The organism is Streptomyces sp. NPDC040610, from assembly GCF_055594065.1.
On record NZ_JBVIXA010000003.1, the window covers coordinates 517,674 to 533,674 of the forward strand.

13 protein-coding genes are annotated in these 16,001 nt (G+C 72.4%); 5 read left to right on the forward strand and 8 right to left on the reverse strand.

Annotation, left to right across the window (positions count from 1 at the left end):
• The first annotated feature begins 128 nt into the window (after positions 1-128).
• Together ACZ6AA_RS15050 and ACZ6AA_RS15055 are read left to right on the forward strand one after the other, a co-directional pair.
• The gene (locus ACZ6AA_RS15050) at positions 129-1,013 is read left to right on the forward strand and encodes an NUDIX hydrolase (RefSeq protein WP_468460267.1); all 885 of its coding nucleotides are present in this window, start codon (positions 129-131) and stop codon (positions 1,011-1,013) included.
• A 61-nt stretch (positions 1,014-1,074) separates the two neighbouring features.
• Positions 1,075-1,905 (forward strand): MBL fold metallo-hydrolase, encoded by an 831-nt coding sequence (locus tag ACZ6AA_RS15055; RefSeq protein ID WP_468460265.1) that lies wholly within the window; start codon positions 1,075-1,077, stop codon positions 1,903-1,905.
• Between the two features lie 113 nt (positions 1,906-2,018).
• On the opposite strand, the gene ACZ6AA_RS15060 is transcribed toward ACZ6AA_RS15055, so the two are convergent.
• Both ACZ6AA_RS15060 and ACZ6AA_RS15065 read right to left on the reverse strand, forming a co-directional pair.
• Positions 2,019-2,849: a nucleotidyltransferase domain-containing protein gene (locus ACZ6AA_RS15060; RefSeq protein WP_471458312.1), complete on the reverse strand. Its 831-nt coding sequence runs from the start codon at positions 2,847-2,849 to the stop codon at positions 2,019-2,021.
• 269 nt (positions 2,850-3,118) lie between these two features.
• Positions 3,119-3,793, reverse strand: a complete 675-nt coding sequence (locus ACZ6AA_RS15065; RefSeq protein ID WP_016642758.1) for a Crp/Fnr family transcriptional regulator — start codon at positions 3,791-3,793, stop codon at positions 3,119-3,121.
• A gap of 661 nt (positions 3,794-4,454) precedes the next feature.
• Here ACZ6AA_RS15065 and nth point away from each other — a divergent pair.
• The 3 genes from nth to ACZ6AA_RS15080 all read left to right on the forward strand — a co-directional run bounded on the left by nth (position 4,455) and on the right by ACZ6AA_RS15080 (position 7,705).
• Entirely contained in the window at positions 4,455-5,450 is a 996-nt protein-coding gene (nth, locus tag ACZ6AA_RS15070; protein WP_468482902.1) for an endonuclease III, read from the forward strand.
• 130 nt (positions 5,451-5,580) lie between these two features.
• Positions 5,581-6,372, forward strand: coding sequence for an NUDIX hydrolase (locus ACZ6AA_RS15075; RefSeq protein WP_468460259.1), 792 nt, complete (start codon positions 5,581-5,583; stop codon positions 6,370-6,372).
• A 130-nt stretch (positions 6,373-6,502) separates the two neighbouring features.
• Complete coding sequence (locus tag ACZ6AA_RS15080; protein WP_468460257.1) at positions 6,503-7,705, forward strand: MarP family serine protease; 1,203 nt, start codon at positions 6,503-6,505, stop codon at positions 7,703-7,705.
• A gap of 48 nt (positions 7,706-7,753) precedes the next feature.
• Here ACZ6AA_RS15080 and ACZ6AA_RS15085 read toward each other — a convergent pair whose 3' ends face one another.
• From ACZ6AA_RS15085 to ACZ6AA_RS15110, 6 genes are all read right to left on the reverse strand, one after another.
• Entirely contained in the window at positions 7,754-7,960 is a 207-nt protein-coding gene (locus tag ACZ6AA_RS15085; protein ID WP_468460255.1) for a hypothetical protein, read from the reverse strand.
• Positions 7,961-8,140: 180 nt separating this feature from the next.
• Complete coding sequence (locus ACZ6AA_RS15090) at positions 8,141-9,091, reverse strand: alpha/beta fold hydrolase (protein ID WP_468460253.1); 951 nt, start codon at positions 9,089-9,091, stop codon at positions 8,141-8,143.
• The gene (locus ACZ6AA_RS15095) at positions 9,088-9,585 is read right to left on the reverse strand and encodes a phage holin family protein (protein WP_468460251.1); all 498 of its coding nucleotides are present in this window, start codon (positions 9,583-9,585) and stop codon (positions 9,088-9,090) included. Before ACZ6AA_RS15095 ends, ACZ6AA_RS15090 begins: the two co-directional genes overlap by 4 nt.
• Before the next feature lie 136 nt (positions 9,586-9,721).
• Entirely contained in the window at positions 9,722-11,119 is a 1,398-nt protein-coding gene (gene nhaA / locus ACZ6AA_RS15100) for a Na+/H+ antiporter NhaA (RefSeq protein ID WP_471458317.1), read from the reverse strand.
• Positions 11,120-11,348: 229 nt separating this feature from the next.
• A complete protein-coding gene (gene acs / locus ACZ6AA_RS15105; protein WP_468460247.1) occupies positions 11,349-13,349 on the reverse strand; it encodes an acetate--CoA ligase in 2,001 nt (666 codons plus the stop codon).
• 49 nt (positions 13,350-13,398) lie between these two features.
• Complete coding sequence (locus ACZ6AA_RS15110) at positions 13,399-15,954, reverse strand: bifunctional SulP family inorganic anion transporter/carbonic anhydrase (RefSeq protein WP_471458319.1); 2,556 nt, start codon at positions 15,952-15,954, stop codon at positions 13,399-13,401.
• Positions 15,955-16,001 lie beyond the last annotated feature (47 nt).

The following is a 16,001-nucleotide window of genomic DNA, read 5'->3' on the forward strand; positions in this document are numbered from 1 at the left end:
ACCGGGCACAGCCCCGTGCCACGGTGCTGTGCCGTCCAAGGGCCCAGCACGCCCCGTACAACGGCCGCGTCCCCCCGACGTACAAGAGGCCTCTCGAACATCCGCACCACACCGGATAGCCTCCGCCCATGGCAAATGGGCAGTGGTACCCACCGGAGTGGCCCGACCGCGTCCGCGCCCTCGCGGCAGGCGAACTGACCCCCGCCCCACCCCGCCAGGCGGCCACGGTCATGCTCCTGCGCGACACCGCGGAAGCCGGGGCCACCGGCGCGGGCCCCGAAGTGCACATGCTCCGCAGGAGCACGACGATGGCCTTCGCGGGCGGCGCCTACGCCTACCCCGGCGGCGGCGTCGACCCCCGCGACGACGACCACCACGTCCGCTGGGCGGGCCCGCCGCGCGCCGCGTGGGCGGCCCGCCTGGGCGTGGGCGAGGCGGCGGCCCAGGCCATCGTGTGCGCGGCCGTCCGCGAGACGTACGAGGAGGCGGGCGTCCTGCTCGCCGGGCCGACCCCGGACAGCGTCATCGACGACACCACCGGCGACGACTGGGAGGCGGACCGCGTCGCCCTGGTCGCCCGTGACCTGTCCTTCGCCGAGTTCCTGGACCGCCGCGGCCTGGTCCTGCGCAGCGATCTGCTCGGCGCGTGGGCCCGCTGGATCACCCCGGAGTTCGAGCCGCGCCGCTACGACACGTTCTTCTTCGTCGCCGTCCTCCCGGCGGGCCAGCGCACCCGTGACGTCTCCACGGAGGCGGACCGGACCGTCTGGATCCGCCCCCGGCAGGCCGCAGAGCGCTACGACCGCGGCGAACTCCTGATGATGCCGCCGACCATCTCCACGCTGCGCCAGCTCGACGGCTCCGCCACGGCCGCCGACGCCCTGGCCGCCGCCGAGTCCCGCGACCTGACCCCGGTCCTGGCCCGGGCCCGCCTTGAGGACGGCGAGCTGATCCTGTTCTGGCCGGGCCACGACGAGTTCACCAAGCACATCCCGGCGGGCGGCGCGGCATGAGGCGACCGGCCGCCGCCGCACGGCACCGCACCCACCCGGACCCGACGGGAGTCACCCCCGCATGACCGAAGCAGCCGCCCTCCCCGGCCAGCCCCGCGGCGGCGTCCTCAGCGGCCCCGCCACCGACCGCGCCGTCAACGTCCTCGCGCCCAACCCGTCCGCGATGACCCTGGACGGCACCAACACCTGGATCGTCGCGGAGCCGGGCTCCGGCCTCGCGGTCGTCATCGACCCCGGCCCGCTCGACGAGGCGCACCTCGCCCACGTGATCGCGACGGCCGAGAAGCAGGGCATGCGGGTCGGGCTCACCCTGCTCACGCACGGCCACCCCGACCACGCCGAGGGCGCCGCGCGCTTCGCGGAGCTGACCGGCACCAAGGTCCGCGCCCTGGACCCGGCGCTGCGCCTCGGCGACGAGGGCCTCGCGGCGGGCGACGTGATCACGACGGGCGGCCTGGAGTTGCGCGTCGTGCCGACGCCCGGGCACACCGCCGACTCCCTCTGCTTCCATCTGCCCGCCGACCGGGCCGTCCTGACGGGTGACACGATCCTCGGCCGCGGCACGACGGTCGTCGCCCACCCCGACGGCCGCCTCGGCGACTACCTGGACTCGCTGCGGCGCCTGCGCTCCCTCACGGTCGACGACGGCGTGCACACGGTCCTTCCGGGCCACGGCCCGGTCCTCGATGACGCCCAGGGCGCGGTCGAGTTCTATCTGGCGCACCGGGCGCACCGCCTGGCCCAGGTGGAGACGGCGGTCGAGAACGGGCACGTGGCGCCGGGCGACGTCGTGGCGCATGTGTACGCGGACGTGGACCGCTCGCTGTGGCCCGCGGCGGAGCTGTCGGTGCGGGCGCAGTTGGACTACTTGCGGGAGCACGGGCTCATCTAAGCCCTGGGCCCGTCCAGGGCCTGGGCTCGTCCGAGGCCCGCCCGGCGGGCCGGCGCGGGGTCGCATGGGATCAGGTCCTGCGCGTGGATCCGACGGGCGCGCCGGAGGACTCTCTAGTGCGCCCCGGGCTCGCCCTGCTGCGGGCGCGGGGTCTTCACTCCGTGCACCGCCGTGTACTCCTCGGCCAGCCACGGCCCGATCACGTCGGCGTACTCCCGCAGCGCGGCGGCGTCGGCGGCCGGTTCGAGGGCCATGGCGGCCGCCGCCCGCATCGGGTCGGCCCACTGGGGGTAGTAGCGCGCGAACGCCGCCGCCATCTCCGTGAGGTCGCTGGTCCAGCCGCCCCAGCGCGGCATGACGAGCGTGAAGCCGGTGCGGACGAGGTGGCGGGAGGCGCGGCGGACCAGGGCGCGCAGTTCGTCCGGGTCGGCGTCGGCGGCCTGGGCGCGCCAGCGGGGCAGGAACAGGGCGAGGTCGCCGTTGGTCTCGCGGGCGAGGAGGCTGTCGGGCCGGTAGCGGGGCAGGAATTCGGCCAGGTCCTCGCCGAGCAGGGGCGTGCAGAGGCAGGCCACGAACCAGCCGAGGTCGTACGTCTCCAGCTCGCTCAGGACGGCCGCGCGGCTCGAAAGCAGGATGCCCACGCCGTCGACCTCGGTGAACTCCTTGTCGACGGCGGAGGCGACGGCGTCCGCGTCGGCGCGGTCGTCCGGGGTCGGCTCCTCGCGCAGGACGAGCAGCAGGTCGAGGTCGGAGCGGCCAGCGCGGGCGGCGCCGCGGGGCACGGAGCCGTACAGGTACGCGCTGTCGAGGCGCTTGCCGAAGGTCTCCGCGACGCGGTCGCGCGCAGCGGCGACGACGGGCCGGAAGGCGTCGCCCACCCGCCCCAGCGAGCCCTCACGCTCGATGTAGCCCTGACTGTCCAGTCCCCGACCGACGGTGTCCATGGGCCCACTGTGCAGCGTGCCACGCCCCGGAGCACGCAAATTCCGCCCTGAAGTCGACTGGTGGCGCGGGGCATACGTGTGATCGTGGGGCGCCGGGACGGCTCCGCGGGGACCGGGATGCCTCCGCGGGGGACCGGGACGGCTCCGCGGGGATACGACGGCGGGGCCGCCCCTGACTCCAGGGACGGCCCCGATCGCGTACGAAGCACCGGGCTCCGCGCGGGAGGCACGGGAAGCGCGGAAGGTACGAAGGGCGCGGAAGGCCGGCGTCAGCGGGACCGCTTGGCCAGGCGCTCCACGTCGAGCAGGATCACCGCGCGGGCCTCCAGGCGCAGCCAGCCGCGGCCCGCGAAGTCCGCGAGGGCCTTGTTGACCGTCTCGCGGGAGGCGCCGACCAGCTGGGCCAGCTCTTCCTGCGTGAGGTCGTGCACCACGTGGATGCCTTCCTCGGACTGCACGCCGAAGCGGCGCGACAGGTCGAGCAGGGCGCGGGCCACGCGGCCGGGGACGTCGGAGAACACCAGGTCCGACATCTGGTCGTTGGTCTTGCGCAGGCGCCGGGCGACGGCGCGCAGCAGGGCGGCGGCCACCTCCGGGCGGGCGTTCAGCCAGGGCTGGAGGTCGCCGTGGCCGAGGCCGAGCAGCTTGACCTCGGTGAGGGCGGAGGCCGTGGCCGTGCGGGGGCCGGGGTCGAAGAGCGACAGCTCACCGATCAGCTCGCCGGGGCCGAGCACCGCGAGCATGTTCTCGCGGCCGTCCGGGGAGGTGCGGTGGAGCTTCACCTTGCCCTCGGTGACCACGTACAGGCGGTCTCCGGGGTCGCCCTCATGGAAAAGCGCGTCCCCGCGCGCGAGCGTCACCTCACTCATGGAGGCGCGGAGCTCCGCGGCCTGCTCGTCATCGAGCGCCGCGAAGAGCGGGGCGCGCCGCAGAACGTCGTCCACGAGTTCTCTCCTTGTCGACCTGCATCAGGGGACGGTGCCCCCAGTTTGCCGGACGGTTCAAACAGTGTGATCAGTCACTCAAGTCTGCCGCACTTGTGACGGGGGCAATGCGGAAGGGGGCCAATTGGGGGCCGATCCGGGGGACCGGCGACGGATACGGACGTCCGGACGTGGGTCGGACACCTGCTCCCTGGCCCGTGAGAGCACAGGCCACGGCGGCAGCGGTCACGGGCGCGTCCGGCGATTCTGCTGTGGGCGAACACGCTTACGTTACCCCGAGGAACCGGACAAATCGGGCGTTGGGTGGGGCGTGGATGGGATGTGGACGGGGTGGGGGTGGGGTCCTTTCGGCGTGTTGGGGGGGCAGGGCGGGGGTGGGGCGAGGGTGAGCCGAGGGGCGCGTCGGGGATCGGGTCGAGGGAGCGTCGGGGGTGGGTCGGGGGGCGCGCCGGGCGTGGTGTCGGAGTGCGTGCCGGAGCGTGCTCCTCGGTGTGCTCGGCCGGGTGCGTCGACTTTCCGCCAACGGGGGCGTGGTGGGGCGGGGGCGCGGCGCCGGTCGGGGCACCCGTGGCGGTGCGTTCCGGCCCGCCGGACGATCTCCGGCGCGTGACAACTGCGCATCTCCCCCGTCCGTGTCAGTGACGGCCCGTACGCTGGCGCCATGGCGAAACGAGGCGTGTCAGAAGGCTCCAGGGACGGAGGCGGGGCGGTGCCGGAGGAGACGACGAGGGCCGCGCCGAAGAGGGCGGCCTCGGCCAAGAAGACGACTTCCGCCAAGAAGGCGGCTCCCGCGAAGAAGGCGGCCTCCGCCAAGGCCACGGCTCCCGCCAAGAAGGCAGCCCCCGCCAAGACCGCGAAGGCCACCACCCCCCTCAAAAAGCCCAAACCCCCGCAATCCCACACCGCCCTCGTGCGGCAGGCCCGGCGGATCAACCGCGAGCTGGCCGACGTGTATCCGTACGCCCACCCGGAGCTGGACTTCGAGAACCCCTTCCAGCTTCTGGTCGCCACCGTCCTGTCGGCCCAGACGACGGACCTGCGGGTGAACCAGACGACGCCCGCCCTCTTCTCCCGCTATCCGACCCCCGAGGACCTGGCCGCGGCCAACCCCGAGGAGGTCGAGGAGCTGATCCGCCCGACCGGCTTCTTCCGCGCCAAGACGCGGTCGATCATGGGCCTGTCGGCGGCACTGCGCGACGACTTCGGAGGCGAGGTCCCCGGCCGCCTCGACGACCTGGTCAAGCTGCCGGGCGTGGGCCGCAAGACCGCCTTCGTCGTGTTGGGCAATGCCTTCGGGGTCCCTGGAATCACTGTCGACACACACTTCGGCCGCCTGGTGCGCCGCTGGAAGTGGACCGAGGAGACCGACCCGGACAAGGTCGAGGCCGTCGTCGGCGGGCTGTTCCCGAAGAGCGACTGGACGATGCTCTCGCACCGCGTGATCTTCCACGGCCGCCGCATCTGCCACGCCCGCAAGCCCGCCTGCGGCGCCTGCCCGATCGCCCCCCTCTGCCCGTCGTACGGAGAGGGCGAGACGGATCCCGACAAGGCCAGAAAGCTCCTGAAGTACGAGATGGGGGGCATGCCCGGCCAGCGGCTCAACCCCCCGCCGGGCTTTCCGGGCAAGGCGGCCCCGCCCCTGGGCGCCGCCGGGTGACCCGGGGGCCGGGAGCGGGCCCGGACGATCCCCGGGACGAGGAACCATCAGCGGGCCGACAGGCGTTGTGCAGAGACGGACGGGGGTGCCGATGACGCACGCGAGCGATACGCACACAGGCGAGACGGACATGAGCGACGGCCAGGACCAGGACCCGGCGCGCCCCCAAGGCCCCGCGACAGACCCCGCCCGCCGCGACGCCCCGGCCTCCGCGACCGACCCCGCCCGCCGGGGCGACCACCACGCCCTCACCGCCCAGGGCCTGCTCTCCGCCGACGGCCTGCCCGGATGGCTGACCCCCGTGCTGCGCGCCGTCGAGAGCGTCCGCCCCGACCAGCTCAGCCGCTTCCTGCCACCGGCGAGCGGCGCGGGCCGCCAGTCCGCCGTCCTCATCCTCTTCGGCGAGGGTGAGCAGGGCCCGGAGCTGCTGCTCATGGAGCGGGCCAGCTCGCTGCGCTCGCACGCGGGCCAGCCGTCGTTCCCCGGCGGCGCCCTCGACCCGGAGGACGGCGACCCGCGCGTGGCGGGCCCGCTGCGGGCCGCGCTGCGCGAGGCCGAGGAGGAGACCGGCCTCGACCCGGACGGCGTGCAGCTCTTCGGCGTGCTGCCGCGCCTTTTCATCCCGGTGAGTGACTTCGTCGTGACACCGGTGCTCGGCTGGTGGCGCGCGCCGAGCCCCGTCGGCGTCGTGGACCCGGCCGAGACGGCCCGCGTGTTCACGGTCCCCGTGTCCGATCTCACGGACCCGGCGAACCGCGCGACGACGGTCCACCCGAGCGGCCACAGCGGCCCGGCTTTCCTCGTCGAGTCCGCCCTGGTCTGGGGTTTCACGGCCGGCCTCATCGACAGACTGCTGCACTACGCGGGCTGGGAGCGCCCCTGGGACAGGGACCGCCAGGTCCCGCTCGACTGGGGCTCATGACAAGGTTGCGGGGACCGGGCCGACCGGGGCTCGTGGCCGTGCGTACCGCCCACGGGGCGGGCGCGAGGACAGTGACGCGCGAAGACCGCGAGGCGAGGCGGGGAATGATGCGAGGCGAGGACTGAATTCCGTGAACGTGCTGGACATCCTGCTGCTGCTCGCCGCCGTGTGGTTCGCGATCGTCGGCTACCGCCAGGGTTTCGTCGTCGGCATCCTCTCGGTGATCGGCTTCCTCGGCGGCGGTCTCATCGCGGTGTATCTGCTGCCGGTCATCTGGGACGCCTTCACCGACGAGGGCGCGAGGGTCAGCACGACCGCGGCCGTCGTCGCCGTGGTCGTCGTCATCGTCTGCGCCTCCGTCGGCCAGGCCTTCACCACGCACTTGGGCAACAAGCTGCGCCGGTACATCACCTGGCAGCCCGCCAGAGCCCTGGACGCCACCGGCGGCGCGCTGGTCAACGTCGTCGCGATGCTGCTCGTCGCCTGGCTGATCGGCTCCGCCCTCGCGGGCACCACCCTGCCGACGCTCGGCAAGGAGGTGCGCAACTCCACGGTGCTGCACGGCGTCTCCCGCACGCTGCCCAACCAGGCCGACACCTGGTTCGCGGACTTCTCCTCCGTCCTCGCGCAGAACGGCTTCCCGCAGGTCTTCAGCCCGTTCTCGAACGAACCCATCAAGGACGTCCAGCCCCCGGACCCCAAGCTCGTGGGCAGCAAGGTCGCAGCCGACGCCAAGCGCTCCATCGTGAAGATCAGCGGTGACGCGCACAGCTGCGGCAAGGCCCTCGAAGGCACCGGCTTCGTGTTCGCCCCGCGCCGCGTGATGACGAACGCCCACGTGGTCGGCGGCGTCGACGAGCCCAAGGTGCAGATAGGGGGCGAGGCCGAGAAGTACGACGCCAAGGTCGTGCTCTACGACTGGGAGCGCGACATCGCCGTCCTCGACGTGCCGACCCTGCCCGCCCCGCCCCTGCAGTTCACCTCGCGCGACGCCCAGAGCGGCGACAGCGCGATCGTGGCGGGCTTCCCCGAGGACGGCCCCTACGACGTCCGCTCCGCGCGCGTGCGCGGCCGCATCACGGCCAAGGGCCCCGACATCTACCACCGGGGCACGGTCCGCCGCGATGTGTATTCGCTGTACGCCACGGTCCGCCAGGGCAACTCCGGCGGCCCGCTGCTCACCCCGGACGGCAAGGTCTACGGCGTGGTGTTCGCCAAGTCGCTCGACGACCCGGACACCGGATACGCCCTGACCGTGGACGAGGTGCGCGAGGACATCGAGCGCGGCCGCACCGCCAACCAGGAGGTCGACAGCCAGGGGTGCGCGCTCTAGGCGCGCCCCTGGGGGGAGCCGCCGCGCGGGGGTGGGTGCGGGTGCGGGTCAGTCGCGGGTGTGCCGCAGCCGCGCGGACATCCAGCGGGCCCGGCGGCGCAGAATGCGGGGGATGCCGATGGCCTCGGCGGAGGCCGCGTCAGCCGCGTCTCCGGAGTGCCCCGGATCGTGCGGGCCGCCCCTCTCGTGGCCGTTCACCACGGTGGCCGTCCGGCGCTTGCGTGCTACGTCACTGTAGTCGTGCGTCCAGCCCATACCCGGACGTGTGCCCGTGCCTCAAGGTCGGTAACCGCGCCCAAGGGCCTCAATTGGCCTATGCGGCAGGCAATTGGCGTTCGTAGGACAGTAGTTCCCTGTGGGGGTGACGAACCGTGACGAACGTTCTACTCGGCCGGGGGTGACGACCGCTCCACCGCTCCGGCCGCTGCGTACGTCCTACCGGTCCGGCTCGGGGTCCTTGAGCCAGGACACCAACTCGTTGGAGAACGCCACCGGGTCCTCCTCGTGCGGGAAGTGCCCGAGGCCGTCGAACAGCCGCCAGCGGTAGGGCGCTTCGACGTACTCGCCGGATCCCGCCGCGCTGCGAGTGCGCATCACGGGGTCGAGGGAGCCGTGCAGATGCAGCGTCGGCACCCGCACCGGGCGCTTCATGCGCCGGTTGAACTGGATCCCGTCGGGCCGGGCGAGGGAGCGCACCATCCAGCGGTACGGCTCGATCGAGCAGTGCGCCGTCGAGGGGATGCACATGGCGCGGCGGTACGTCTCCACGGCCTCGTCGTCCGGCAGGCTCGGCCCCGACCAGTCCCGCACCAGGCGCCCCACCAGGGCCCCGTCGTCCGCGACCAGCTGACGCTCCGGCAGCCACGGCCGCTGGAAGCCCCACACGTACGACCCGGCCGCCGTCTGCTTGTGGTCCCGCAGCATCGCCGCGCGCCAGCGCCGCGGGTGCGGCATCGAGGAGACGGCGAGGCGGCGCACCAGCTTGGGCCGCATCACGGCGGCCGTCCAGGCGAGGTAGCCGCCCAGGTCGTGCCCGACGAGCGCGGCGTCGGGCTCGCCGAGGGACCGTACGACGCCCGTGATGTCCAGGGCGAGGTTCGCGGGGTCGTAGCCGCGCGGGGTGCGGTCGCTGCCGCCGACCCCGCGCAGGTCCATCGCCACCGCGCGGAAGCCCGCGTCGGCGAGCGCGACGAGCTGGTGCCGCCAGGCCCACCAGAACTGCGGGAAGCCGTGCAGGAGCAGCACCAGCGGGCCCTCACCGGCCTCCGCGATGTGGAAGCGGGCGCCGTTGGCGGCGACGTCCCGGTGCGTCCAGGGGCCCTCGATCCGTACGGTCGAGGGGGGCGCGGCGGTGGTCCTGTCCGAGGGTCGGCCTTGGTCCGTCATGTAGTCGAGCGTGCCACAGCGTCGGCCCGCTCACCGGCCTCCAGCTCAAGGGCGCCCGCAGGGGCCACGGCGCGCGGATGCGGCTTGACGTTGCTCAGGACGGCGGCGGTCTCCTTGGCGGCGGCAGCGGCCTTCTGGGGGCCCTTGCCCTTCGCGGCCTTCTTCGCGTAGATCACGCCGATCCACGCGAGAAGTCCGGCCACCAGGACATTCGCCGCGAACGAGAGCACGAAGCAGATGGCCATGTTCCAGCCGCTCCAGGTGCGGATGCCGTAGGCCAGGGCGAAGCTCAGCATCGGCAGCGAGAAGATGAGGACGGCGGTGGCCGCGATGAACGCGGCACTGCCGATCGCACCGCGCTTGACGTCCTGCGTCAGCTGGGCCTTGACCAGCGCGATCTCATCGTGCACCAGCTCCGACATCTCTTTGCTCGCCGCGGAGACGAGCTGGCCGAGGCTGCGTTCGGTGCCGACGGGACCGTCGGGTGCGCTCATCGCTTGCTCCTCATTTCTCTGACTTCTTCTCTGCCTGCGGACCTGTCCGCGCGGTCGGCCGGGCCGTCGGTCCGGGCCGTCGGTCCGGGCGGACGGCCCTGGCGGCTGTCCGCGCGGAAGTTCTGGTCAGATCAGATCATGCCGGACCATCGCTCCTGTCGCTCGATCCGGCTGACAGTTGAGCAAGTCTGCGGTGCTCGGCGGCCTTCTTGTCGTAGATCTCCGCCATCCGCAGGTGGTAGTCCGGATTGTCCTGTTCGTAGATGTCGGGGATGCCGTCGAGGTCCTCGTCGCGCTCCTCGTCCTCCCACAGCTTGCGGTACTTGCGGTTGCGCACCTTCAGCAGGACTCCGGAGACCACGGCCGCTATCAGCGAGCCGATCAGCACGGCGGCCTTGATCTCGTCCGTGAGCAACGGGTCCTCGCTGAAGGCGAGTTCCCCGATGAGCAGCGAGACAGTGAAGCCGATCCCGGCGAGCGAGGCCACCGCGAACACATCCGGCCAGGCCAGGTCCTCGTTCAGCTCGGCCTTGGTGAAGCGGGCCGCGAGCCAGGTGCCGCCGAAGATGCCGACGGCCTTGCCGACGACGAGGCCGAGCACCACGCCGAGGGTCTCCGGCTTGGTGAAGACGTCGCCGAGCGCCCCGCCGGAGACGGCGACACCGGCGCTGAACAGCGCGAACAGCGGCACGGCCAGCCCCGCCGAGAGGGGGCGTACCAGATGCTCGATGTGCTCACCGGGGGAGTGCCGCTCGCCCTCCTCCTTGTGGCAGCGCAGCATCAGGCCCATGGCGACACCGGCGATGGTGGCGTGGACGCCGCTGTTGTACATCAGGCCCCAGACGACCAGGGCCAGCGGAACGTAGACGTACCAGCCGCGTACGCCCTTGCGGAGCAGCAGCCAGAAGACGGCGAGGCCGAGGACCGCGCCGCCGAGCGCGGCGAAGTTCAGGTCGCTGGTGAAGAAGATCGCGATGATCATGATCGCGAAGAGGTCGTCGACGACGGCGAGGGTCAGCAGGAAGGCCCGCAGCGCCGACGGCAGCGAGGTGCCGATGACCGCGAGGACGGCGAGCGCGAAGGCGATGTCGGTCGCGGTCGGCACGGCCCAGCCGTCCGTGGCGCCGCCGCCGATGACGTTCACCAGCGTGTAGACCAGGGCGGGCACGGCCATGCCGCAGATCGCGGCGATCACGGGCAGCGCGGCGGCCTTGGGCTCGCGCAGATCGCCGGCCACCAGCTCGCGCTTGAGCTCGATCCCGGCGACGAAGAAGAAGACGGCGAGCAGCCCGTCGGCCGCCCAGTGCTGTATCGACAGGTCGAGGCCGAGCGAGGCGGGCCCGATGTGGAAGTCCCTGACGCTCTCGTAGCTCTCCTTGATCGGGGTGTTCGCCCAGATCAGGGCCGTGATGGCGGCGATGAGCAGGAGTACGCCACCGACGGTCTCGGTGCGCAGCGCCTCCGCGACGAAGTTCCGCTCGGGCAGGGAGAGGCGTCCGAGTACTTTGCGGTTGCTGCTGGTGGGCGCGGCCACGGGAGTCGACCTCCGGTCGGTAGGCAGGGCTGAGCACATGCCGACCAGACTTCCCGGCGCACCTGAGCGTTTCTTGTCGCGTTGTTGACGTTGATCCTTAGCTTACCTAACCGTGCGCCAGGACTCATCCGGCGAACATCACTTTAAGCACAAAAGAGGCACCCGGCGCGGGTGGCGCCGGGTGCCTCTCTTGCGCTGGAGCGGTGCTCCGGTGGTGCTGGTGAGCGGGTCAGTCCTCGCTGGGCGCAGCCGGCAGCTTCGACTGGATCAGGTCCATCACGGACGAGTCCGTGAGCGTGGTCACGTCACCGAGCTGACGGTTCTCCGCGACGTCCCGAAGGAGGCGCCGCATGATCTTCCCGGACCGCGTCTTGGGCAGCTCGGCCACCGGCAGGATCCGCTTGGGCTTGGCGATGGGGCCGAGCGTCGTCCCCACGTGGTTGCGCAGCCGGCCCACCAGCTCCGCGTCGTCCGCGTCCGCCGTGCCCCGCAGGATCACGAAGGCGACGATGGCCTGGCCCGTCGTCTCGTCGGCGGCGCCGACGACGGCGGCCTCCGCGACGGACGGGTGCGACACGAGCGCCGACTCGACCTCGGTGGTGGAGATGTTGTGCCCGGAGACGAGCATCACGTCGTCCACCCGGCCGAGCAGCCAGATGTCCCCGTCGTCGTCCTTCTTCGCGCCGTCCCCGGCGAAGTACTTGCCCTCGAAGCGCGACCAGTACGTGTCGATGAACCGCTGGTCGTCACCCCAGATGGTGCGCAGCATCGACGGCCACGGCTCGGTGAGCACCAGATAGCCACCGCCGCCGTCCGGCACCTCGTTCGCCTCGTCGTCCACGACGGTCGCCGCGATCCCGGGCAGCGCGCGCTGCGCGGAGCCCGGCTTGGTCTCGGTCACGCCGGGCAGCGGGGAGATCATCATGGCGCCGGTCTCGGTCTGCCACCACGTGTCCACGATCGGGCACTTGTCGGCGCCGATGTGCTTGCGGTACCAGATCCACGCCTCGGGGTTGATCGGCTCGCCCACCGACCCGAGCACCCGCAGGCTGCTCAGGTCGAACTTGGCGGGGATGTCGTCGCCCCACTTCATGAACGTACGGATCGCCGTCGGCGCCGTGTACAGGATCGTGACCCCGTACTTCTGCACGATCTCCCAGAACCGGCCCTGGTGCGGGGTGTCCGGCGTGCCCTCGTAGATCACCTGGGTCGCGCCGTTCGAGAGCGGGCCGTAGGTGATGTACGAGTGTCCGGTGACCCAGCCGATGTCGGCCGTGCACCAGTAGACGTCGGTCTCCGGCTTGAGGTCGAAGACGGCGTGGTGGGTGTACGACGCCTGCGTCAGATAGCCGCCGGACGTGTGCAGGATGCCCTTGGGCTTCCCCGTCGTCCCGGAGGTGTAGAGGATGAACAGCGGCTGCTCCGCCTCGAACGCCTCGGGCGTGTGCTCCGGCGACTGCTTGCCGACGACGTCGTGCCACCACAGGTCGCGGCCCTCGGTCCACGCCACGTCCTGCTTGGTGCGCTGGACGACGAGCACCTTCTCGACGCCCTCCACGCGGCCGACGGCCTCGTCGACCGCGGGCTTGAGCGCGGACGGCTTGCCCCGGCGGTAGCCGCCGTCGGCGGTGATGACGAGCTTGGCGTCGGCGTCCTTGATGCGGGCGGCGATCGCGTCCGCGGAGAAGCCGCCGAACACCACCGAGTGCGCGGCGCCGATGCGGGCGCACGCCAGCATCGCCACGACCGCCTCGGGGATCATCGGCAGATAGACCGCGACCCGGTCGCCCGCGGTGATGCCCAGCTCGGTCAGGGCGTTGGCCGCGCGGCTGACCTCGTCCTTCAGCTCGGCGTAGGTGATGGCCCGGCTGTCGCCGGGCTCACCCTCGAAGTGGATGGCCACGCGGTCGCCGTTGCCCGCTTCGACGTGGCGGTCGACGCAGTTGTACGCGACGTTGAGCCTGCCGTCGGCGAACCACTTCGCGAACGGCGGGTTCGACCAGTCGAGCGTCTCGGTCGGTTCGGTGGCCCAGGTCAGCCGGCGGGCCTGCTCGGCCCAGAAGCCGAGCCTGTCAGCCTTGGCCTGTTCATACGCCTCCGCCCTGACGTTGGCGTGCGCCGCCAGCTCGGCCGGTGGCGCGAACCTGCGGTCCTCCTTGAGCAGGTTGGCCAGGCTTTCGTTGCTCACGACATCTCCCTTTCCCAGGGTGTCCGTTGTGTCCCAGCCCACAGCTCATCAGACACTCGACCCCGGTGACAAGGGCTTGCCGGAAATTGGTTTAGACCTCTACCGGATGGGCGGGTGGCACCTGGCTGAACACCTCGTCAGGTGCCTGCCCCGCGCGTGCCGTCTCACCCGCCTCCCTCCCTTCCTCCGCTCCCGCCGTGCCTTCGGCCAGCAGATATGCCTGCGCCTCGCCCACGTGGAAGTACATCCCGTGCAGTTCCAGGTCCCCTTCGGCGAGCCGCCTTGCGACCGCCTCGTGAGCCCGCAGATGCTCCAACTGCTGGACGACGTTGGTGAGGCAGAGCTGCTCGACGGCGTCGGCGGGGGCGCGGCCCGCGAGCCGGGGCATGCCGCGCAGGGTGTGCGCCGCCGCCGTGCCGTTCTGTCCGGCCGCCCCGAGGTCTTGCTCGGCCGCGGCTACGAGGTCTTGCTCGGCCGCGGCTACGAGGGTTTGGTCGGCCGCCGTCCCGAGGGTGCGGTCCGCCGTCGTCGCAAGGGGCTCGTCGGCCGCGGGTCCGAGGCCCTGCTCGGCCGCCTCCGCGGTCTGCTCGGCCATCCGCTCCAGGCTCGGCAGGCCGTGCCGCAGCCAGCGCTTGAGCGGTGTCTGCGCCCCGGTCGGTGGTGTGTTGAGCAGCGCCTGCATGGCACCGCAGCCCGAATGCCCGCACACGGTGATGGACTTGACCTTCAGCACGTCCACCGCGTACTCGATCGCCGCGGCCACCGAGTCGTCGCCGCTCTCGGCGCCGGGCAGCGGCACCAGGTTGCCCACGTTGCGGACGACGAAGAGGTCGCCGGGGCCGCTCGAAGTGATCATCGACGTGACGACGCGGGAGTCGGCGCACGTCAGGAAGAGCTGTGCGGGCCGCTGCCCCTCGCGCGCGAGGCGGGCCAGCTCACCCCGCACGCGCGGCGCCGTGTTCTGCTGGAACGCGCTGATGCCCTTGGCCAGTTGGTGCTGTTCGGGGCGGTCGGTGCGCGGGGGTTCCTGCGGGGTGTCGCACTGGTGGTTGCGCCAGGGCGTCCAGGGGCGGCAGCCGCAGTGGGCGGTGGCGGCGGGCTCCGTGATGCGCTGGCCGCCGCGGCCGGTGACTTCGGCGCTGCCGCCCTGCGCGGAGTGCGCGTCGAGCCAGCTGTGCAGGGTCTCGTACGCCGCGTGGTCCATGAAGGAGCCGTCCAGCTCCACGACGGCGTGCGCCCGCTGGGGGATGTGGTGCAGGCAGCGGCTGAGCCGGGGCACCGCGAGGAACGTCAGCTGTCCCCGCACGTGCACGTGGTGAACGCCTTCCGAGTCCTCCTCACAGGTGATCCGGGTGCGGGCGAGGCGGTGCAGGGCGACGGCCACCGCCACGGCGACGCCCATGGCCACGCCTTCCAGGACGCCGAGGAACACCACGGCCAGGGTGGTGGCCGCGTAGACGAGCACTTCGCGGTGGCGGGTGACCGTGCGGATGTGGTTGATGCTGACCATCTGGGCGCCGACGGCCATCACGAGCGCGGCCAGGGAGGCGAGCGGGATCATCTCCAGGACCGGCACGAGCAGCAGGGCGGCCGCTACTACCCAAACGCCGTGCAGCATCGTGGAGTTCCTGCTGACGGCACCGGCGCGCACATTCGCCACGCTGCGCACGGCGACGCCCGCGACGGGGAGTCCGCCGAGCGCTCCGGACACCACGTTCGCCATGCCCTGGCCGCGCAGCTCGCGGTCGAGGTCGGAGCGGCCCACCCGCTCCTGGGTGCCGGTGCGCCGGGTGGTGAGCTTGTCGATGGCGACCGCGCCGAGCAGTGACTGGACGCCGCACACCAGCGTGACCGTGAGCACGGCGGCGACCAGGCCGAGCGCGGGGCCTTCGGGGAGTCCGGCGAGGGCGTGGGTGCGCCAGGAGGGCAGGTCGACCTTGGCCACGGTCAGGGTGGCGAGCCCGGAGAGCGCGGTGGCCGCCGTGACGGCGACGAGCGGTGCGGGGACGGTCCGTGCGGCGCGTCCGACGCGGCCGGGGATCCGGGGCCACAGCAGCAGCACGCCGAGGGTGAGCGCGCTCACGGACAGCGCGGCCGGGTGCAGGTCGGCCAACTGGGCGGGCAGCGCGCCGAGGTTGGCCGTCACGGAGCTCTGGGGGGTGCCGCCGAGCACGATGTGCAGTTGGGCGGCGGCGATGGTGACGCCGATTCCGGCGAGCATGCCGTGCACGACGGCGGGGCTCACGGCGAGCGCGGTGCGGGCCACGCGCAGGCAGCCGAGGCCGATCTGGGCGAGTCCGGCGAGGACGGTGATGGCGCAGGTCGTCCGCCATCCGTAGCGCTGGATGAGGTCGGCGGTGACGACGGTGAGTCCGGCGGCGGGGCCGCTGACCTGGAGGGGCGCGCCGCCGAAGCGTCCGGCGACGAGGCCGCCGACGGCGGCGGCGACGAGGCCCGCCTGGAGCGGTGCGCCGGTGGCGAGGGCGATTCCGAGGGACAGCGGCAGGGCGATCAGGAAGACGGCGACGGATGCGGACACGTCGGCGCCCGAGATGTGGAACTTCTTGCGCGGTGGCGGCGCGTGGGGCTGCTGGGGGCGGGGGCCGTGCGCCGAGTCGGCGGCGCTTGTGGGGACGCAGGCAGACATGTTTCCCGTCTCCTCCGGGGCGGCGCGGTCGCGGAACAGGGGGTCCT